The 19,448-nt window shown below is 46.3% G+C and carries 15 protein-coding genes; 8 read left to right on the plus strand and 7 right to left on the minus strand.

The features are described 5' to 3' along the window. Nucleotides 1–78 precede the first annotated feature (78 nt). Complete coding sequence (locus tag ACFS7Z_RS21645) at nt 79–1,455, plus strand: glycoside hydrolase family 140 protein (RefSeq protein WP_377489413.1); 1,377 nt, start codon at nt 79–81, stop codon at nt 1,453–1,455. A 419-nt stretch (nt 1,456–1,874) separates the two neighbouring features. Here ACFS7Z_RS21645 and ACFS7Z_RS21650 read toward each other — a convergent pair whose 3' ends face one another. Next, nucleotides 1,875–2,792: an NmrA family NAD(P)-binding protein gene (locus ACFS7Z_RS21650; protein WP_377489416.1), complete on the minus strand. Its 918-nt coding sequence runs from the start codon at nt 2,790–2,792 to the stop codon at nt 1,875–1,877. 501 nt (nt 2,793–3,293) lie between these two features. Between ACFS7Z_RS21650 and ACFS7Z_RS21655 the strand changes: the two genes are divergently transcribed. Continuing rightward, nucleotides 3,294–5,735 (plus strand): TonB-dependent receptor domain-containing protein, encoded by a 2,442-nt coding sequence (locus ACFS7Z_RS21655; protein ID WP_377489419.1) that lies wholly within the window; start codon nt 3,294–3,296, stop codon nt 5,733–5,735. A gap of 271 nt (nt 5,736–6,006) precedes the next feature. On the opposite strand, the gene ACFS7Z_RS21660 is transcribed toward ACFS7Z_RS21655, so the two are convergent. Continuing rightward, nucleotides 6,007–7,416, minus strand: coding sequence for an alkaline phosphatase PhoX (locus ACFS7Z_RS21660; RefSeq protein ID WP_377489422.1), 1,410 nt, complete (start codon nt 7,414–7,416; stop codon nt 6,007–6,009). 735 nt (nt 7,417–8,151) lie between these two features. On the opposite strand from ACFS7Z_RS21660, the gene ACFS7Z_RS21665 reads away from it, so the two are divergent. From ACFS7Z_RS21665 to ACFS7Z_RS21680, 4 genes are all read left to right on the plus strand, one after another. After that, entirely contained in the window at nt 8,152–10,479 is a 2,328-nt protein-coding gene (locus ACFS7Z_RS21665) for an ABC transporter permease (protein WP_377489425.1), read from the plus strand. 263 nt (nt 10,480–10,742) lie between these two features. Next, complete coding sequence (locus ACFS7Z_RS21670) at nt 10,743–11,414, plus strand: hypothetical protein (protein ID WP_377489428.1); 672 nt, start codon at nt 10,743–10,745, stop codon at nt 11,412–11,414. 176 nt (nt 11,415–11,590) lie between these two features. Next, nucleotides 11,591–12,148 carry a VanZ family protein gene (locus tag ACFS7Z_RS21675; RefSeq protein WP_377489431.1) on the plus strand — a complete coding sequence of 186 codons (558 nt, stop codon included), beginning with the start codon at nt 11,591–11,593 and terminating at the stop codon, nt 12,146–12,148. A 184-nt stretch (nt 12,149–12,332) separates the two neighbouring features. Beyond that, nucleotides 12,333–12,605, plus strand: coding sequence for a hypothetical protein (locus tag ACFS7Z_RS21680; RefSeq protein ID WP_377489434.1), 273 nt, complete (start codon nt 12,333–12,335; stop codon nt 12,603–12,605). A gap of 125 nt (nt 12,606–12,730) precedes the next feature. Here ACFS7Z_RS21680 and ACFS7Z_RS21685 read toward each other — a convergent pair whose 3' ends face one another. Then, on the minus strand, nt 12,731–12,862 hold the full coding sequence (locus ACFS7Z_RS21685; RefSeq protein ID WP_377489437.1) for a hypothetical protein: 132 nt from the start codon (nt 12,860–12,862) through the stop codon (nt 12,731–12,733). Here ACFS7Z_RS21685 and ACFS7Z_RS21690 point away from each other — a divergent pair. Next, nucleotides 12,854–13,279 carry a hypothetical protein gene (locus ACFS7Z_RS21690; protein ID WP_377489440.1) on the plus strand — a complete coding sequence of 142 codons (426 nt, stop codon included), beginning with the start codon at nt 12,854–12,856 and terminating at the stop codon, nt 13,277–13,279. The two genes, ACFS7Z_RS21685 and ACFS7Z_RS21690, sit on opposite strands and share 9 nt — an antisense overlap. Nucleotides 13,280–13,410: 131 nt before the next feature. Here ACFS7Z_RS21690 and ACFS7Z_RS21695 read toward each other — a convergent pair whose 3' ends face one another. From ACFS7Z_RS21695 to ACFS7Z_RS21710, 4 genes are all read right to left on the minus strand, one after another. Beyond that, on the minus strand, nt 13,411–14,001 hold the full coding sequence (locus tag ACFS7Z_RS21695; protein WP_377489443.1) for a DUF1989 domain-containing protein: 591 nt from the start codon (nt 13,999–14,001) through the stop codon (nt 13,411–13,413). Between the two features lie 126 nt (nt 14,002–14,127). After that, nucleotides 14,128–14,847, minus strand: coding sequence for a guanitoxin biosynthesis heme-dependent pre-guanitoxin N-hydroxylase GntA (gntA, locus tag ACFS7Z_RS21700; RefSeq protein ID WP_377489446.1), 720 nt, complete (start codon nt 14,845–14,847; stop codon nt 14,128–14,130). Between the two features lie 494 nt (nt 14,848–15,341). Continuing rightward, nucleotides 15,342–17,720, minus strand: coding sequence for an ankyrin repeat domain-containing protein (locus ACFS7Z_RS21705; protein WP_377489449.1), 2,379 nt, complete (start codon nt 17,718–17,720; stop codon nt 15,342–15,344). Beyond that, nucleotides 17,713–18,120, minus strand: coding sequence for a BlaI/MecI/CopY family transcriptional regulator (locus tag ACFS7Z_RS21710; protein WP_377489452.1), 408 nt, complete (start codon nt 18,118–18,120; stop codon nt 17,713–17,715). Before ACFS7Z_RS21710 ends, ACFS7Z_RS21705 begins: the two co-directional genes overlap by 8 nt. Before the next feature lie 256 nt (nt 18,121–18,376). Here ACFS7Z_RS21710 and ACFS7Z_RS21715 point away from each other — a divergent pair, with 256 nt between their 5' ends. Then, nucleotides 18,377–19,324 carry a sugar phosphate isomerase/epimerase family protein gene (locus ACFS7Z_RS21715; RefSeq protein WP_377489455.1) on the plus strand — a complete coding sequence of 316 codons (948 nt, stop codon included), beginning with the start codon at nt 18,377–18,379 and terminating at the stop codon, nt 19,322–19,324. Nucleotides 19,325–19,448 lie beyond the last annotated feature (124 nt).

A 19,448-nucleotide genomic window follows, 5' to 3' on the forward strand; every position in this document is an offset into this window, starting at 1 on the left:
CACAGATACCCTGCTATTGAAGTAAAAATTTGCTATTATAATGGGGCCATTCGCATTTTAACCCTAGAAATAAAGCACATGCATCAGGTAACATACAAGGCGCTGCTCTTTTTTACCCTTTTCATTTTTGGAATTACTGGCGAGCTCACGGCACAGGAACTCACGGTAAGCAAGAACCAGAAGTATCTACAAACGAAAGAGGGAAAGCCCTTCTTCTGGCTGGGTGATACCGCTTGGGAGCTTTTCCACCGGCTAAACCGCGAAGAAGCCGATCTGTACCTGCAGGACAGGGCGTCCAAAGGCTTTACAGTCATTCAGGCGGTGGTATTGGCTGAGCTTAATGGCTTAAACGACCCCAATCCCTATGGCGATAAGCCGCTCCTCAACAACGACCCCACAAAGCCCAATGAAAAGTACTTTCAGCATGTAGACTACATCGTAAACAAGGTCGCCTCTCTGGGAATGTATGTGGGCATGCTGCCGACATGGGGAGACAAGTTCAATAAAAAGTGGGGGCAGGGACCTGAGATTTTCACACCTGAAAATGCCCGTGCTTTCGGGGAATACCTGGGGAAAAGGTATCAGAACAAACCTATCATCTGGATTTTAGGAGGAGACCGTGTTCCTGCTGATGCGGAAGATTTCGCTATTGTGCGGGCCATGGCGGCAGGCCTAGAGAAGGTGCACAAAGGACGCCAGCTGATGACGTATCATCCGGAGGGAGGAAGGAATTCTTCAGAGCTTTTCCCTGACGAAAAATGGCTGGACCTCCACGTGTTCCAGTCAGGGCATGGAGCAAAGAACAGTGCCAACTATACATATAACGTTACCAACCTCAACCTGAAACCACTCAAGCCGACCATTGATGCGGAGCCCCGTTACGAAGATCACCCTGTAGACTGGAAACCAGATTCACTGGGTTGGTTCGATGACTTTGATGTGAGGCAGGCAGGCTATTGGAGTTTATTGTCTGGTGCGGCCGGCCACACGTATGGCGACCACAACATCTGGCAGATGTGGACAGAAGAAAGAGGCCCGATTTCCTGGGCCAGGACCCACTGGAAAGAAGCGCTGGAACACAACGGCTCGGCACAGATGGGCTACATGAAAAAGCTATTCGAAGCCAGACCCTGGTATAAACTACAGCCTGAACAGAACTTGATCAAGAATGCAAATCCGGAGGGTGGTGCTTACCAGAAGGCTGCCCTGGCCGACGATAAAAGCTTTGCGCTCATCTACTCCCCCTACGGTAAGGCGCTGTCCGTTGACCTGAACAACATCAACGGAAACGTAGTGAAGGCCTGGTGGTTTAACCCCAGAGACGGCAGAACGATGGCTATAGGTGACTTTAGCGAGAAGAAAGTAACAGAGTTCAAGCCGCACACCTTTGGGAGAGGAAGTGACTGGGTGCTGGTGCTGGAAAACAAGCAGCTGAACTTACCGATGCCCAAATAGTACCTTTTGTTGAAAAAGTATCTAAGCAACGAAAGTCAATTACTGCCCTCCCGGAAGGAACCTATGCGTTACAAATGGTACCCTTGGATGAGATAGTCATGAAATAATCAGATTGAATTAATGAAATGCGTCACGTCAATCTAACTGTCAGGTTGTATCTTGACTATCTCACATGTAGGAGGAAAGTGCTTGTATTTACACTTCCCAGTCACCTTGGGGTTTAGCTGCAGCGCAAAATTAGCTGAGTGAAGCAAAAGGAGAGGTAGGTTTGGCAGCAGGCGGCAGCCTTATTCATGTGCCTGCTAGCCGTGTACACCCGGTTAGAGTGAGCGTACACGGTTATGGCTCTAGCAGCACAACCTGCGCTGCCTGTTTCTGGAAAAGGGAAAAATTACTGCTATGGTTAGCCTCGGCTGTGTTTAGCGAGTCGCAACCACTTCTCGCACGGGTGTCCAATGGATATTGGGGTAGCGGTCATTGTCTAGGGGGTCCAGTTTAGCTTGCCCACTGAACATGTTGCGCAGGTACTGCATCCCCTGCCATGGCGGAAAGACATCATCGCTCTTCGGCATGAGGGCACGCGTTACTTTTATCATGGTGTCAAGCGTTCCAAGACCCCCAACGCGGAACAGTTTGAATTCTTTCCCCGTTGCCTGGCTCGCAGCCTCTGCCAGCCCACGTGCACTTAATACATCGCCGACAATGCGGAGGTAACGGGGTGCTTTAGGGTCGAGGGCAGCGGCGGCAGTATAGACGGCCGTGTTGTCTATCGTCGTAAAATCCAGCGGCTGGTCAGCGTCACCATAGTAGATAACCCGGTTGAGCGGGAAAAGGATGACTGGTGCCTGCTCGGTCAGCAGGTCAGTGAACATGCCGTTCAGAATAGAAGTAGCCCTGATGGGTGCCTTGTCGAGGCGCTCTTTGAATTCTTTCCGAAGGTCAAGGTTCCGGTTGGTTCCACGGGGAAGCTTTGTATAATCAATCGCGAAGTCAGAGGGGATAAAGTACGGAACTCCGGCCTCGACCGCTGCATACAGCAGCACCCGCTGCGCCTCTAGCATTACTTCCTGCAGCCCCGACAGTGCAGATACAACACAATCCCCACCCGCACACGCTTTACTTAATTCAGAAACGCTTTTGAAATCAGCCTCAGCAATAGAAACGCCCTGCCGCCGCAATGCCTCCACTTTATCGCTGTTGCTTCCGGGGCGAATAATCGCCCGCACATTGGCTCCACGTTCGAGGAGTGACCGGGCAATACGCCCACCGAGGTCACCGGTAGCTCCTGCCAGTACAATTGTTTTGTTGTTCGGGTTGGTGTTCTTATCTGATGCCATTCTGTTTGCTTCTGGTTTCAAACAGTAACTACAAACTGTTGGGAATGTTAGCAAAATAAAAAGCTTAGCAGATGCTAGTGCAGCAGCGTTCCTTGGTACTGAGGAAGAGAGTACTTGCCGCCCCCATACATCAACTGCTGTGTTAATGAATGGTATACTCTGAAAGGAAATGCTTTTTTGCCAACTGGAAATAAAGGGACTGGCTCTGCTGGTATTGGTTTGTTTCCGCCGCAATTTAAATACTCATCTCCACCGTAAACCAGCCTCGGCCAGCAGTGTTCGGAATCAGACACTTACTGTTCAGGATTGGACATATTATACACCCAGAAGGAATAAAGGAATTGCTGTTTAATGTTATAATACATTGCAAATCAGTAGTATATAAGAGTGGTATGTTTTTTGGAAACGCGCTTTATGCAACTATAGCATGTGATGGAACAGCTATAGGTGCTGCACAAAATCAATCATGCCAGATATAATAGCGCTAACAAAAGTAAAACTATGAAAAGCCTGATTCTACCGTTCCTGCTTCTTGCTTTTACAACACTCCATGCTCAGCAGAGCAGCATCTCCGGAAAGGTGATAGACGGAGAAAACAAAGCCGTTGAATACGCCAATGTACTGCTCGTTAAGTCTGCCGACTCGTCGCTTGTGAAGGGTATGCTAACCGAAGGGGCTGGCACGTATGAGTTCGCTGGTTTGTCGGCTGGTAAGTATAAAGTAATTGCCAGTATGGTTGGCCTAGGGAAAGCCGGAAGCACTGAGGTGACAGTAGCAGGTAGCGATGAAGTTATCCGGCTGGAGCCACTCGTGCTTATCCAGGCTGCCAACAACCTGAAAGAGGTAGTGGTAGAGGGGCAGCGGCCACTCATCGAGCAGCAGTTCGATAAAACGGTGATGAACGTGGCCAACAGTATTGTGTCGGCAGGGAATACGGCTCTGGAGGTGCTGGAGAAAGCACCGGGCATAGTTGTAGATCAGAACGACAACATCAGCATGCGTGGCCGCTCAGGCGTGATGGTTATGATAGACGGAAAGCAGCTACAGATGTCAGGCACGGAGCTGGCCAACATACTGCGTGGCATGTCTGCCAACTCTGTCGATAAGATTGAGCTCATCACGAACCCCTCTTCAAAGTATGATGCCGCTGGCAACGCCGGTATCATCAACATCAAACTGAAAAGAGACAAGAGCCTGGGCACAAACGGCACCTATACAGCTTCTTTCGGGCAGGGCAGATACGGGAAGGCAGATCAGGGAATCCAGCTAAACCACCGTGCCAGCAAGTTCAATGTCTTTGGAGGGTATAACTACTCTTACCGCAAAAGCTTTACGGAGCTGGATATCTACCGGGAGTTTTTCAACCAGGGAGAGTATGTAGGTGCTTACGACCAGCAAAACGTGTTCAACTTTACGAGTAATTACCATACTGCCCGGTTTGGAGTAGACTATTATCTTTCTCCGAATACAGTGATAGGGGTGGTGGCCAATGGCTTTATCTCTGACCTGAATCGGGATAATGCAAACCGCTCGTTGGTGCTGAACGGGCAAAGGCAGCCGGAGTCTCTGTTTCTGACCGAAGCCGTTGCCGGCCACGACCGGGACAACAAAGGCGTGAACTTTAACATCAAGCATACCCTCGACAGCCTGGGAAGAGAGGTGACGGCTGACGTGGATTATGTGACCTACCGGAATACAGACGTGCAGGACTTCACTACCAACTACTACAACCTGAATAACGAACTGCTGCAGTCGCCGGATTTATTGCATGGTGGCTTAGATGGTGAATTAACCATAACTTCTGTCAAAATAGATTATGTACAGCCCCTGAAGGCAATAGACGCGTCGCTGGAGGCAGGCTTTAAAAGCAGTTTGGTGAGTGCTGATAACGACCTGAAGTTCTATGACCGCAGCAACGGCGGAAATGTACTGGACGAGGGGAAAAGCAACCACTTTATCTATGAGGAGAATATCAACGCAGCTTATATAAACACCTCCAAAAAGTGGGAGAAAGTGAGCCTGCAGCTGGGCCTGCGCCTGGAGAATACCATCGCTAAAGGAGAGCAGCTAGCCAACGAGGAGCTAGGGGAGGAGAGTAAGTTTGACAGGAACTATACGCAGCTTTTCCCAAGCGCCTTTGCTGGGTACAGCCTGAACGAGAAGCATGAACTGGGGGTGTCTCTGAGCCGCCGCATCAACAGGCCGTCCTACAACCAATTGAACCCTTTTAAAAACTTCCTGGACCCCAGCACTTATTCTGCTGGCAATCCTTTCCTGAAGCCAGAGCTGACCTATTCTTTTGAGCTGACGCATACTTTCAACAAGCGGATTGTGACGAAGTTTAGCTACAGCCATACTTCCGATGTGATGCTGAATGTTTTGTCGCCGGACACTACGCAGGAGAAGCTTGTGGTGCAGACGTTCCGTAACCTGGCAAAGTTGGACTACTACGGCATGACCGTGACGGTGCCGTTCTCGATAGGTAACTGGTTTAACAGCATCAACAACGGAACCTTCTATTACGGCCTGTACCGTGGCAACCTGGCACAAACAGAGTTGAACAGCGGAAGACCCACCTTCACCCTAAACTCCAGCAACACAGTTACACTTACCAAAGGCTGGTCGGCAGAAGTGGTGGGCGTTTACAGGTCAAGAGAGATTTATGGCTTCTTAGATGTAAACCCCATCTGGTTCCTGTCTGGCGGCGTTCAGAAGCAGTTGTGGGACAAAAAAGCAAACATAAAACTCAATGTTACGGATGCGTTTTTTACAAACAAGGTGAGAGCTACTACCGTGCTGACAGGATATTCTGAGAACTTCTTCCAGCGCCGCGACTCGAGGGTAGTAACCTTAAGCTTTACCTATAGATTCGGCCATTCGCAGGTAGCGCCATCCCGTCGCCGCACAGGTGGTGCCGAAGAAGAGAAAAGCAGGGCGAATTAAGTGTCCTGAAAGGGGAGAACCTTCTCAAAGCAAACAGAGGTGCACAATGTGGGCATACCTTTTTATTGCATCTAGCTTCAAGTCCCGGCGGGACGACCTGTTGATAGAAAACATGTCAGTTAAACCAATTAGCTCCGTAGGAGTGGCCTGTTAAAAAAGAAGTAACAGGCCACTCCTATGGAGCTAATTTTCTTTTATCGATTGCACTATGAACATTTCGCCCCGCTGGGGCTGTAGCATGACATGTATAAAAGGGCAAATCACCTTCAAACTAAGCTTTCCGCCAGGGTCCGGTTATCGCTACTGTTAAACCTGCTCCTTGTATGTTCACAAAATATGTTTCTCCCGTTGGCGAAAACACACCTCCTGCAAACTCACTTGCAAAACCAACATTTTGCGCCAGTTTATAGAACTCCCCCTTCGGGGTAATACCCACAACAGTTGGAGCAGGATTATCTTCGCACAGTATCAAATCTCCCCACTGCGACACGGTCATGTTATCACAGGCATTGGCAATGGTGGAATCATTTGGCTCTACGAAAAGCTCCAGTTTTCCAGGCTGCCTCTTTTCTTCCGCCTTTCCCTCGTAAGGGCTTGGCACATACCGGAAGACCTGTCCATTCATGGATGTTCCGCCGTTAGTGCAGGCAAAAAATACTTCGTTGTTTCCGAACCACATTCCTTCGCCGCGCGCAAAACGAGCTGCTCCTTTTTCAAAGCCCTGCAGCCTTAAATCGTTCTCCGGTGACTCTACATTTTCTATGTCTATCCAATCCACATCAAAAGGACGCCCAACAGGAAAAACAGGTGTTGTAAGCTGTGCCCAGTTGCGCGTGTCCTGGCTCTTCTGCTCCCGAATAACCAATGCCTGCAGCTTGCCTCCTTTGGATAACTTGCCATACTTTTTGGGTATGAACCGATAGATCAGGCTGTCTCCGGTGTCTTCAGTCATATACACAATGCCGGTTCGCGGATCTACTGAAACAGCTTCATGGTTCATCCTTCCCATGGCTTTAAGCGGAACAGCTTTAGTCAGCTTTATCTTAGTTCTGGCTGGTACCTCAAAATTGTAGCCATGCTCCTTTTCACAGGAGTTCAACTCAGTTGGCTTCAGGACAGATTCCTCGCACGTGATCCAGGTGTTCCAGGGTGTGAGCCCACCGGCACAGTTACGGGTTGTCCCGACCAAACTCAGAAATTCTTTTTCTACTTCACCGGTTGCCGGGTTATACACCAGTGTAGTAGTACCGCCAAGCTCCGGCGCTACGCCCTTTCCGAAATCGTAAAACTTATCTTTATCTACCTTAGATAGCAGTTCGTTCTGCGCTCCAAAAGCACCGCTTCCAAGGCCAGATGTGAGCTCATGGTTTCGCAGGAGTATGACTTTTCCTTTAGGCCCCTTAAAGGTGGCCATGCCATCCGGAGCGCCAGGCACTAAAAAGCCATCGCTCATAGTGCTTCCTTTGCGGGAAATAATTTTATAAGAGAAACCCTTCGGAAGATTCAGGATGCCATCCGGGTCAGGAAGAAGCGGACCATAGCCAACATTGTAATCATTTAAGGTACTAGCAGCTGCGTAGGAGGGTGTGCTAATGAAGTGCTGAAAACCCACAAACCCAAGGGACGCCATGCCTGCCAGCTTCAGAAAGTCCCGTCTCGAATTGCCCTGTTCCTTGCTCATGCTGTTATCCTCGTGAAGTGAAAGCAGTGTGATTCAGCCTTGGAGTACTATAAAACTTGTCGAGGCTGATGAACACTTTTTCCGAATATCAGCATTTAACTTCACAAATGAAACAGCTCTTGTACGAAAGCAGGTGTGCTTTAAAGAAAGGCAGCAAACAAAGCTGGTGCTGAACAAGTCAGCTTCTTCATTACAGTAGTGGAATCTATATAGATGGCTATAGTCGTTATGTTATGAAACGTCAGTACCATATGTTGATACGGTATGCTTGTGGCGCTGTTAAAGTAATCACCAAGACCTGAAAAATTGTTAATATTATTCTGAATAGATAGTATATTCGTTAGTCCAGTTCCGTTTACCCTGCTATATTGGGTGGCTAACAGGAATACAACTCCTGCTAGCCATTAGATAGCAACAATGCCCTTCCTTGTAACCCGACAAATGTTCCCAGACAACAAAGAAATGTTTGACAATCCTACCAATAAGCTTCTCCACGGCAAACACCCACTGAGATATAAGTAAGTGCCGCAGTCTCATTTGGGTGTAAAATCTTTTTGTACTTGGCTGTATCAAATCGATACAACAAGGGTACCAAAATCGAATAGGTTTTAATAAAAAATTGTATAAAATATTGATAATTAATTGTATTTTGAATACAAACATTGCCAATAGAATTGAGAGGGATCCTCCCTCAGTGTTTGGCCTGTTTTTTATTTAAAATCAACACTTTGAGTTATGATAAAGAACAATCTTAAAATTGCTATACGGATACTCTGGAAATACAAACTTTTTTCATTAGTCAATATACTGAGCTTGTCATTGAGTATGGCGGTTGGTGTTATTCTTTTTACAGGCCTAAAAGCCAATCACGATACAGACCATTTTCATCCAAAATTAAATCAAATAGTACGGATACTCACGCAGGAAACAAATGAGGTGGAACAAACCAAATGGGCAACAGTTCCATTGCCATTGGCGCCTCAAATGGAAAACGTCTCCTTCGTTGAAAAAACGGTAAAAGTACGTCTGGCAGGAAAACACAACTTGCAAACCGACGGAGGTGATGTACCTATTGACATAAAATTTTCAGAGCCTTCTTTTTTTGATGTTTTTGGCTTTAAACTGCTGTCAGGTAATGCCCAAAGCCTTACAAATAGTCCCACTTCCCTTTTTTTAACTGAAAAAACAGCAGAAAAGATATTTGGCAACGCCAATGCTTTAGGGCACACGGTTCGATTTGAAAACTTAGGTTCTTATACCGTTGAGGGAATTATCCAGGACCCACCTTTAGAAACACATCTACCCATTGAGGCAATGCTTTCTATTAGTGCTGCTGAAATGCTTGAGAAAAAAGGAGCAATCAGTAATATTTCACAAAATTGGGGAGACTTCAAGAGTGCAGCAATTTACGCACGTTTAAAATCAGAAGATAACTTAAAGCAGCTCAATACAACGCTCCAAAACTATAATCGCAAATTGGATAAGAGCAATCTTCAATTTTTGGCACAACCCCTAGAAGATATTACCCCTCGAAACAAAGACATTAAATATGACCACGATGCGGGCACCGATTGGACGGGCATAAAAACACAGCTAGTTTTGATTCTAGCCTTAACCCTTTTATCTGCTTTCAACTATATCAGTTTGACATTGGCGCGTGCCTTCTCTCGAGCGAAAGAAGTAGGTGTTCGCAAAACGATAGGCGCAACAAGAAGACAAATTATTGGTCAATTTTTAATGGAATCGACCCTTGTTTCCCTATTTGCTTTGTTGTTTACAATGCCATGTGTTGAAATTTTAACGCACTATATACCCGATATGGAAGTGGCGTTTTCTTATGATACAACCTTAATTTTAGGCTTGTTGACCTACGCAGTTATCACAGGCTTAGTCGCTGGGGCACTTCCATCATGGCTATTGTCAGCGTTTCAGCCCATACAGGTTTTGCGTAAAATGAAGAATATTAAGCTGTTCCGGAGTACTGCTATTTACAAAGCTTTGATTGTCGTACAGTTTTCAGTAACCATCATGCTGACGATATTGGTTGTCATATTAGCCGATTATGAAATAAAAAATCATGCAATCATTAGCTCAACCGTGTCACCCAATGTCCTGACACTTGATTTAAAAGGTGAAGAATATGAAAACCTGCAAAACGAAATAAGCCAGTTAAGCCAGGTAGAGACAACTTTGGCAACTAACTGGTATCATAAACCATTGCAAATGGGCAAATCTTCTGTAATATTTAGCGATAAAATTCTGGAAATGAATTACGTAAGTATTGACCCAAAAACAATTGAAACAGAAGGTATCAGCTTAAAATCGGGACAGAATTTCCCTAAAGATATACCCCAAAGTACTGAGCAATATGTGTTGGTGAATGAAGCTGCCGCAAAATTATTGGAGCCTGAATCGGAGACTTTAGTGGGGCAAACGCTATTACTGGATTCTGCCTATGTACAAGTCATTGGCATCATGCCCAATGAAATTATTGGCGAAACAACTCCTCTAATGTATCGGTATTTGCCAAATGAAATAGCCACCTTGACCATAAAAATAAATCCAAATACAGAATTGGAAGCAACCAAAGCCATTCAAACCTTATGGAAAAACCATTTTCCTGAAAAAACAGCAAATCTTCAGAATTTAAAAGATAGCTATTCAAGCAGTAGAGAAAGAATAAGTTTTTTTGGATTCTTTGCCCTTATAGTTATGATAATCGCTGGCTTGGGCATTTTAGGCATAGCAAGTTACTCCGTAGAAACACGCGTTAAAGAACTGGGTATAAGAAAAGTATTGGGAGCAAGCAACAAAGAACTGGTGTGGGCAGTTACCAAAAATTTTGGCATTCTTATCCTGATTGCCGGTCTTATTGGTGTTCCGGCTGGCTTGTTTGGCGGTGATTTAATCAGACAAGATTTAGGCAGCAGTCTTGTTGATTTAAGTTTTATACATGTAAGCATAGGCTTTGGTTTGGTTGCCATAATCGGGCTACTGACTGTCCTATCCCAAACCATTCGAGCGGCGCATATTGAACCTGTAAAAGTTTTAAAAGCAGAGTAAAAAAGGTAAAGCATTTATTGGCAGGTTATGACAATGGCGAGACAATTAATTCTATTCCGCTATACCACGACAACAATGTAACGACCGACTACATTTGTGGGATGAAGGGCATATATTTGCTAACGGTTGTGTTTCTGCAGTGGTGCCCTGAGGTGTAAGCTGTAAGTTTTTTTTCTTCGTTCTACGCTTGGTTTCGTGGGACAGGACGCGGCTTCGGAAGCGCACCACTGCAGAAATACAAACGTTGTACTAAATTCACAAGTATGAAAAACCTAACCTTGTTGATAGCCCTGTTTCTTACGACTGTTGTGTCAACAGCGCAGGTAGCGATAATTCAGGACAAGGACGGGTACACAAATGTCAGGGAAAAGCCGAACGGGCAGTCTCCAATCATCCATAAACTATACAGCAACGAAGCCTTCTGGTATGATTATGAAGATGGGCATGACACGAATGAATGGATTCCTGTTTATATACCTAAGAATCCCTTCTCTCTCAACTCCACAGAAGTTAGCTACATTGAAGGTTTCATACACAAATCCAGACTACAACCACTCGACAAGCTACAGCCCTACAAAGGCACGGACTTTAGGTTTGAGTATTTAATAGAGCCGTTTGCCTTACATAACAGAATCGTTGACAGGTACAACGGCGCGGTAGCATCCATAGCTGGCAGGCCTGTCTGGGGAACAGACGGTAATTTCCCAAGAACACAAGTAAAAGGCGTTAACGCCAGAGTTGAAGAACAGAATATTGACATCAACGAAGTTCTCTACAGCGACTTATACGAATGCACAAACACATTCGAAGTCTATAAAAATAGTGATTCCTACATCGTATACCAATGGAATAGTGATGGAGCAGGTGCTTATCAGGTTGTTTGGGTTTTTACCAAAGGCGGGCTAAAGCAAAGGCTCGTGGGGTCAATGATATAAAGAAAAACAAGGTATAACCATGTGTATGCAATATGCTTCGGCTAATGCCTTGCACATCATCTACAAAAATCCGTTATGCGTAATTTTAAAATCAACAGAGGGCTAGCTCAGGTTTTTATTAAGCAGCAGTGAAAAGATGAAGCCCAGCAGGTATTTATTTAAACTTATCGATACACATGAATTTGCAAGAATATTGGGGGAACAATAGGAAACATAACAATACAGCAAACAAGTTAACTTTTGTGTTATTTATAGTTTATTTGATGGCATTGATTTGGATTTTACTGTTTAAGTTAGATGTGCAATTCTCTTATACGGAAAGTAGGAGAGTAAACTTGATTCCGTTCAGTGAACCTTTAATCTTGAATGGTAAAGCTGATTTTGGTGAAATGCTTTTGAATGTAGTGATATTCTTACCACTTGGCATATATGCAGGAATCTTATTTAAAAGGTGGATTTTTGGGAAAAAACTTTTCTTCTTTTTCTTAATTACCTTCATGTTAGAAGGAATTCAATTTCTGTTGAGAGTCGGGGCTTTTGATATTACCGATATAACCACTAATACATTAGGTGGAGTAATTGGATCGATGATATATAAAGTAATTGAAAAAGTATTTAAAAGTAGTGTTCAGGCACAAAAATTCATGAACATAATTGCAGCAATAGGGACTGTCTTAATGATTTCATTGTTATTATTACTGAAAATGGACATGCTACCAGTAAAATATAAATAATAGTAGATTAAAGGTATTAAAATTACTTTTCTTCTAACAGAAAAACGTTGTGCTTAACCACAATAAGTAGCTGCGCCACCGCAAAACCCAGCACGTTATACCAGAGTGTAATTATAGAAATTTATGAAGGTAGTTACTTTGGGTTCAACACTTCTGTTTTGCCTTACAGGCTTTCAGTATTTCAATGAAACTAAAAGATTTTGAAAATAGGAATGAAGAAGTAATCTATTCCTTCAGGTTGATCAATAGCTCTAAAGTTATTTCTATATGTAAGGATAAAGTAAACCGGTATTTGGTTTTCAGGTTCGATACGGACAAAAGAATTGAATTTGAATATCCTGAAAAACTTGACTCAACATCATGGAAAGCATTTGAACTTTACGAACTAAAACCTTCGGGTGAAAGGCTAATGCAGGTTTTGGTGATTATTCTCTCACCCTTCACAATGCTGGAGTGAAGCATGAAGTCTTCGAAAGGTAGTTTGATGAAGAAAGCAAGGAAACAGGAGTTAGAGTTACAGCCAATGGTAAAGTGACTCTGCTGAAGGGTAGTCTGAAGACACACCAGGGAAGCTTGCTCAAACTAGACGATGAAAGTGACAGAATAGAAGACAGGATTGGTGCAGAAGAATAAACGCGTGTAGCCCAGCACAGGCTTTAGCCCCGGCTGCACCTCATCCACATCACGTTCGCGGGTATTTGAAGTATGAAACACCGAACAGACCTTTTATTAATTTCGCTTTTGCTAGTGATTTATTCTTGTAGAAGCGGGAACGACTATGGTAGCTTCATTCCTGAAAATAAAGACAAGTACAATAGCCAGATATCATCTGCAACAGACAGTAATGAAGCCTGGTCGACAACGCCGTACCTGATTGTCGGAAAGCTGTTCGGCCCCGCTTACCACACCGAAGGAAATTTAGGATTTACTCTTGAGCAAACAGAAATATCAGACGAGCATATTAGTATTATAGTGACACAGGAAGGTTTGTTAGATGACTCTGTTTATGGAGAAAAAAGAATTATTGAATTTAAGTACAAAGCCAATAGGTGGACGATAGGCTCCATCAAACTGGGTTTTAAGTGTCAGTCGGGAAGGGGGCAGCAATACTCCGGAGAACTTTGTAGTTAAAAACAAACTTTCAACTCAAGGCGCATCCTTTCTGCCTGGCTACGCCTCACTCACCTCATGTACAAACACACTAGGCAGCAGCATAAATGGCAAAGTATACCTGGTTCTACCTGCCGCCGGCAAACAAAACGCTATCTCTCTGCAGGTATTATCTCGTACTGTATGGGCTTAAAGCTATAGTTATTGGACTGTTCTGCGGAGCAGGCCGTCAGTCCCACAATTAAATCCATCTTAGCCTCCAGAAGCACGTAATCGCCTGCTTTGCTGAGCGGCGGATCTACTGATAGCGTTCCGTCCGGAGCGAACTGTACGTTCATGAAAATATTAAAGGCAGTGGGTATATCATCGGGTTCGATACTAAATTCAGCCAGGTTGGTGTACAGGTTCTCAAAGCAGCTGGGATGGTACTCGTGGTTGTTATAGATTATCTGGAAAGTTTCAGGGCTGCAAGGGGCAAGCAGGAAATCATTTCGGCCGTTGGTGTCTTCCAGTAGGGCCATCATTTTGTGGCTGCGGTTGCTCCATAAATGGTGGCCTTTGGTAATGAGGATGGTGTTCTCGAAATCCAGTGTTTTTCCTGAAGACAGCTTTTCACGCTTGTCCTCAGCACTGAATAGCACCATGTCGCTCACCTGCTCACCCTGCGGGTCAATCACTTTAAGTTTGTCGCCTTTGTTTAACCTGAAGGCTGCCCCGGTCTGTTTTTCTATTGTTTCAATCATCTTTTTTTCAACTGATAATCAAGCCCTGGTAAGGGCAGCTTATGAAAGGCCCCCTCCTGCCAGCCAACTTAATAGCAGGCAGGAGGGCCGTTGCTAATAGTATAGTTTTTGTTTATGTACAGAGACCTATTTCCCGGCAAGGAAAGGGCATTTCCAGGTTTCGTCTACCTGCCTGCCACTGTACTGCGGGGCCTCCAGGCCATCTCCAAAGTCGTTAAGCATAGGGTTAATAGAACCATCATACCCTAATTCGCGCTCCCGGATAACCTTTTTCATACTTTCATACACACCCTTTTCACGTAACTGCTCAAACTGGCGGTGGAGGTTAAAAGCCATAGCCGTGAAACCAAAGCGCCTGGCCCTGCGGCTGGCCCTGGGGTGCAGCCCGACAATAAAAAAGGCTGTCCCGTTAAAGCTGAAGCTGAAGTTCTCGTCAGTCGGATCGCTGCTGACCTGCGGGTCCCAGGACTGCTCGTGTTTCTCACCGTCGTGCAGTTGCTGTAGCTGTGCCCAGAGCTTTGCCTCAAACTCAGTCTCGTCCTTTATTTCGTCAGAGAATACAGCAATCATGGTCATGTACTCGCTGTCAGCAGCAAGTGTTTCCGCTATGTAGCTTTTGAGGTCGGTGGCAAGTGCCTGGGTCGTGTCTGCTGTGCCCATGTTGCCATACATGCCTATGCGGTATTGACGTGAGTTGATGGCAGCCTTTGCGCCCACACATGGAAAGTCCATGTCGCTGATCTTCTCTGTTAAGTTTTGATGTACCTCTTTTAATGTGCTGCTCTGTGTTACTGTTAGTTCCTCAGGTGCATGGTATGTTTGTTGTGTGCTAGTGTTTGCTCTCATTGTACGTGTTCAGGAAAGATGCCTGCTGTTTATCTCTCCATTGGTTAGTTTCTAATCAGGTAATTGATAGATGAAGCTTTAGCAGATGGCTTATCTAAAAGCATAGCCATGCTTCCGAAACAGAGTAACAGCCGAGATGCAGCAAAGTTTGTAAACCTGGTGCATTTCGTGCTTGTCAGCCCCAACTATTTTAGGAGGAACAGGTGCGGTAGCATGAACGTAGCGTGGAGCAGGATGTTCCCAGGTGGTTTACTTACTAGCAGGTCAGTTTCTGTAGCTGCCCCAAGCACGCATACCAGCATCATTTTGCTGAACAGTATGTTAAGTTCACATCTGCAGGTGGTGCTAGTGCAATATTAAAAGAGCAGGAACTACGGGTACGGGTGCAGGCAGGGCACAGCGGGAACAACAGGTGCCGTTACAGGAACCGCCGGATAGAGGTTGGAAAAGGGCTAAAAAAGCGGCAGAAAATAGCAGTTATATCCCTGGCAGTTTTACCTGAGCAGTTGTATCAACTCCTGATTCCCTGCTTCGCTGGCAATGCTTCTGGCAGATTTTCCTTCTTTTGTTTCTGCGTTCACATCGGCACCTTTCGAGAGAAGCAACTTCACAAGTGGCAGGTTCTTCTTTTCAACAGCTTCCATCAAAGGTGTCCAGCCAGTAGCTTCATACAGCAGTTTTCCGGGTGCTGCTTTCAAATCTTTATAGTCTCCCTCCACAGCATACACTTTTTTTGCAACCCGCGCATTTACCTTCGCGCCTGCCTCTAGGAGTACATTGGCCGCCTCCACATGTTCTTCTTCCACAGCCAGCATGAGAGGAGTCCAGTTGCCCATTATCACCCTGGTGCCCGCTCCATTGTTCCAGTTATACCATTCTGATGAGACAGGGGACTCTATGTTTGATCCTGCCTTTAGCAACTGGTTGATAACATTTGTATGTCCCTCGCCGGTAGCAAAATGAAGGGCGGTCCATCCTTCCTTGTTTGCCCTATTGGGCTTGGCTCCTTTGGCCAGTAAAAAATCTACCACCTGCGTATGGCCTTCCCGTGCTGCAGCCGATAAAGCGGTAGTACCTTGCTCTGAAGCTGCTTCAACCTCTGCTCCGGCCTCCAGCAGGGCCTTCACGGCGTTCAGTTGTCCTTCTCCTGCAGCAGCCAGCAAAGGCATCCGGTCATCGTTGAGTGAATGATTGATTTTTGCGCCCCGGTCTATCAGGAGTTTTATGAATTTTGTGTGGCCCTCTTCCGCGGCAAAGCCCAAAGGAGTCCAGCCCCCTCTGCTGATACCATTGATATCTGCCCCCTGGCTTATAAAATACTCAAACAGTTCTTCCTCGTCTTCATCTATTGCATTGATGAGGGACTCCACTTTCTCCTCTCTGGAAAGCTGTGGGCTTAGGGGCATCAGGAAGCGAACGACGTCTGCATGTCCTTCCCTAGCTGCTAAAGAAAGCGCTGTGTTATCATTTGCCTTCGTGTTAACAGACGCTCCCTTCTCCAAGAGTACTTTTACTACTTCCAGGTGGCCTTCCGCCGCTGCAGCCAGTAGAGGAGTATATCGCTCACTTGTTGCCTGGTCTACTTTTGCTCCTTTCTCCAGCAACCGGTTTACATAAGTGAGTCGTCCTTCTGCTGCTGCAAAGCCAAGCGGAGTCCATCCTTCACTGCTTGTTCCGTTGATGTTTACCCCTTGCTTGAGCAGGTAAGAAAATAGTTGATCATCTTCGTCATCAATGGCTTTGATGAACAGGTCTACTTTTTCTTTATCATCATCGCCATGGCCTGCCAGCAGGATGGCTGCACTGGATACAGGGGCAGGAGAGGTATTAACCCCGGCAGCCGCCAGGAAACTTAGCCCGGCCATCAGTACCAGGGCTGTCACAAAGCCTTCGCGAAAGCGGTTAGCTGATGGGAAAGATTTGTTCACTAATCGTAAAATGCGCCCGCTAAAAGAAGACGGGGTTCCGGTAAAAGAAAGGACTGTTGCCATAGTTTTAAATTTTTGTTCCTGAAGATGAATTAAAGTACTTGCATAGGTTTCCTGCTGGCCCGTTAACCCGACAACCAAATCGTCGCAACAGTTTTCCCGCTCCTCATCCAGAAGCCTGGACATCCAGTAAGCGGCCGGGTGGTAGAATAGCAGAATGGTGGTCAGCGACTGTATGACATTGAAGAGGTAATCGTTGCGCTTGATGTGCGCGAGCTCGTGGAGCAGGATAGCTTCTACCTCCGCCGGGCCAAGCCTGGTGGCCAAGCCAATGGGAAAAAGTACAACAGGCTTCAGCCAGCCGATGGTCATGGGAGAGGAGATGCGCAACGACTCCAGGTAGCTTACTTTTCTAGTAATTCTTAATTGCTTTTCCAGTTTAATAATCATGTCCTGCCACTTTGCCGGAAAGGGCGCAACACCATGGTTTTTTAGTCGCTGCACGTAAACCAACTGGCCCAGGTAGCGCAGGAGCAGGACAACGATGCCCATCAGCCAGAGCGTGACCAGTAAGGGCAAATGCCGCTCAAAATAGAGGACAAACCTGTTCCGGATATCTTTTGCAACACTCTTTTCCGATACCTGTATTTCTTCCCGGGCAGAAAATGAAGTTGCTGTATTGGGTGCGGCATACGCTTTCTCTACAGCAGCAACCTGTACCTGTACCACGGGTTCATACTCACGGATGATATTCAAGGGGATAGTAGCCGCAAACAAGGCCATAAACAGGGCTACAATGAGGTACCTGGTTTGGGAACTGAACCTGCGCAGGAATACCAGCAGGATACCTAACACAACGGCCAGCAAGGTGCCTTGCCAGAGGCTGTGCAGCAGAGACCAACCAATGGCCTCTACCAGGGGGGAGGAGAAGAAAGCATCAATCATGGTCTTTTTGGTTTTTATTTTCCTTTTGGGCAATCACTTTTTTCAGCTGTTCCAACTCTTCGGGGCTGGCTTCATAGTTGCCGAGGGCCTTCATCACCAGTCGCAGCGCGGAGCCGCCAAATGCCCGCTGCAGGAAAGTATCCAGTAATGCTGTTTGGGTAGCCTCCTGCGCGACAGCTGCTTCGTAAATATGGTTCTGGCCCTCTATTTCCCGCTGCACGAACCCACGAGCATGCATCACCTGCATTGTTTTTAAAGTGGTGGTATAGCGGATATCCTTTTCCTGCGCCAGCAGGTCATGCACCTCCCGGACAGTGGAAGGTCCTCTTTGCCACAGAATTTGAAGTATCGCCAACTCAGAACTGGTTGGCTGCAGGTTCGGGTTTTTATCAGTAGTCATAGTGGTTACGATTGGACTCGTAGCAAGTGTACGATTATAATCGTAGGAAAGCAAATTTTAGTTACGATTTTTATCGTAGCGACAAAAATAAATGGCGAAACAGTTATAAAATACAGTTCTAAAGGGAGTTCACAAATCAGGAACGATGGGTATGAAGGGAGGAAAAAGGCACTGAATTGAAGCACTGGCGTTGGAAGTATTTCACAAAATGTTAAATTGGAGGTTACTGATGATTTAAACCTGTTCTACTATTGCCATGAAGTCACAACCCGAAAGCCGCCGAAATGCTCTTAAAGTATTGGGAGCAACCGCTGGAATAGCCTTGTTGCCTGGTGCAGTTAAGGCGGCCTCAGCTTCTACGCCTGCTCCAAAGCCCAACTTTATCTACTGCCTGAACATGAGCACAATAAAGGGCCATAAGCTGGGATTCATAAAGGAGCTGGAAGTGGCCTCTAAAGCCGGTTTCCGCTCCGTTGAAATCTGGATGGACTCCCTGCAGGCTTACCTGGACAGTGGCGGTACGCTGGCCGAGGCGAAGAAGCGCCTGGATGGCCTCGGCCTCAAAGTTGAGAATGCCATCGGTTTTGCCCAGTGGATAGTGGACGACGACACTGCCCGTACAAAAGGAATGGAGCTGCTAAAGCGGGAAATGGAAATGCTCGCTCAGCTGGGGTGCCACCGTACGGCCGCACCGCCTGTGGGTGCTACACAGGAGCCGGGCCTCGACCTGAAAAAGGCCGCCGAACGATACCGTGCCATCCTGGAACTGGGCGAGAAAACAGGCGTAGTACCGCAACTGGAGCTGTGGGGTTTTTCTAAAAACCTGAGCCGCCTGAGCGAAGTGACGTATGTAGCCATTGAAAGCGGCCATCCTTCCGCTAGGGTGCTGCTCGATGTCTACCACCTCTACCGGGGCGACTCCAGCGTGGACAGCTTGCCATTAGTGGGCAATACGGCCATAGAGGTGTTTCACGTGAATGACTACCCGGCCAATATACCTTCCGCTACTATCACAGATGCAGACCGGGTGTACACTGGAGACGGCGTAGCGCTGATCAGCCGCATCCTGCAATATATTCATAATCCTGAAAAGCCCGTGGTGCTTTCCTTGGAGGTATTCAATAAAGAGTATTACGCCCAGGACCCGCTTAAGGTAGCCCAGGCTGGTTTAGCTAAAATGAAAGCCGCCACCCGCAGCATGTGAATGTTTTAAGATTGAAAGAAAGGTGCATCTGAAAGTAGTCCTTCCGAAGAATGTACAAGGAGGTCTGAGCTTCTGTTGCTGAATACAGAAATTATTTAACCTGATGTTTTGAATCCTTGGTTTT

The organism is Pontibacter toksunensis (assembly GCF_042686245.1).
GTDB lineage: Bacteria > Bacteroidota > Bacteroidia > Cytophagales > Hymenobacteraceae > Pontibacter > Pontibacter toksunensis.

What these genes read in the sequence shown, in the direction of transcription:
- ACFS7Z_RS21715 (WP_377489455.1), top strand. Translation starts at nt 18,377, where the DNA reads ATGAAGTCACAACCCGAAAGCCGCCGAAATGCTCTTAAAGTATTGGGA.
- ACFS7Z_RS21710 (WP_377489452.1), bottom strand. Translation starts at nt 18,120, where the DNA reads ATGACTACTGATAAAAACCCGAACCTGCAGCCAACCAGTTCTGAGTTG.
- ACFS7Z_RS21675 (WP_377489431.1), top strand. Translation starts at nt 11,591, where the DNA reads ATGAATTTGCAAGAATATTGGGGGAACAATAGGAAACATAACAATACA.
- ACFS7Z_RS21690 (WP_377489440.1), top strand. Translation starts at nt 12,854, where the DNA reads ATGAAACACCGAACAGACCTTTTATTAATTTCGCTTTTGCTAGTGATT.
- ACFS7Z_RS21665 (WP_377489425.1), top strand. Translation starts at nt 8,152, where the DNA reads ATGATAAAGAACAATCTTAAAATTGCTATACGGATACTCTGGAAATAC.
- ACFS7Z_RS21645 (WP_377489413.1), top strand. Translation starts at nt 79, where the DNA reads ATGCATCAGGTAACATACAAGGCGCTGCTCTTTTTTACCCTTTTCATT.
- gntA (WP_377489446.1), bottom strand. Translation starts at nt 14,847, where the DNA reads ATGAGAGCAAACACTAGCACACAACAAACATACCATGCACCTGAGGAA.
- ACFS7Z_RS21695 (WP_377489443.1), bottom strand. Translation starts at nt 14,001, where the DNA reads ATGATTGAAACAATAGAAAAACAGACCGGGGCAGCCTTCAGGTTAAAC.
- ACFS7Z_RS21670 (WP_377489428.1), top strand. Translation starts at nt 10,743, where the DNA reads ATGAAAAACCTAACCTTGTTGATAGCCCTGTTTCTTACGACTGTTGTG.
- ACFS7Z_RS21705 (WP_377489449.1), bottom strand. Translation starts at nt 17,720, where the DNA reads ATGATTGATGCTTTCTTCTCCTCCCCCCTGGTAGAGGCCATTGGTTGG.
- ACFS7Z_RS21655 (WP_377489419.1), top strand. Translation starts at nt 3,294, where the DNA reads ATGAAAAGCCTGATTCTACCGTTCCTGCTTCTTGCTTTTACAACACTC.
- ACFS7Z_RS21650 (WP_377489416.1), bottom strand. Translation starts at nt 2,792, where the DNA reads ATGGCATCAGATAAGAACACCAACCCGAACAACAAAACAATTGTACTG.
- ACFS7Z_RS21660 (WP_377489422.1), bottom strand. Translation starts at nt 7,416, where the DNA reads ATGAGCAAGGAACAGGGCAATTCGAGACGGGACTTTCTGAAGCTGGCA.
- ACFS7Z_RS21680 (WP_377489434.1), top strand. Translation starts at nt 12,333, where the DNA reads ATGAAACTAAAAGATTTTGAAAATAGGAATGAAGAAGTAATCTATTCC.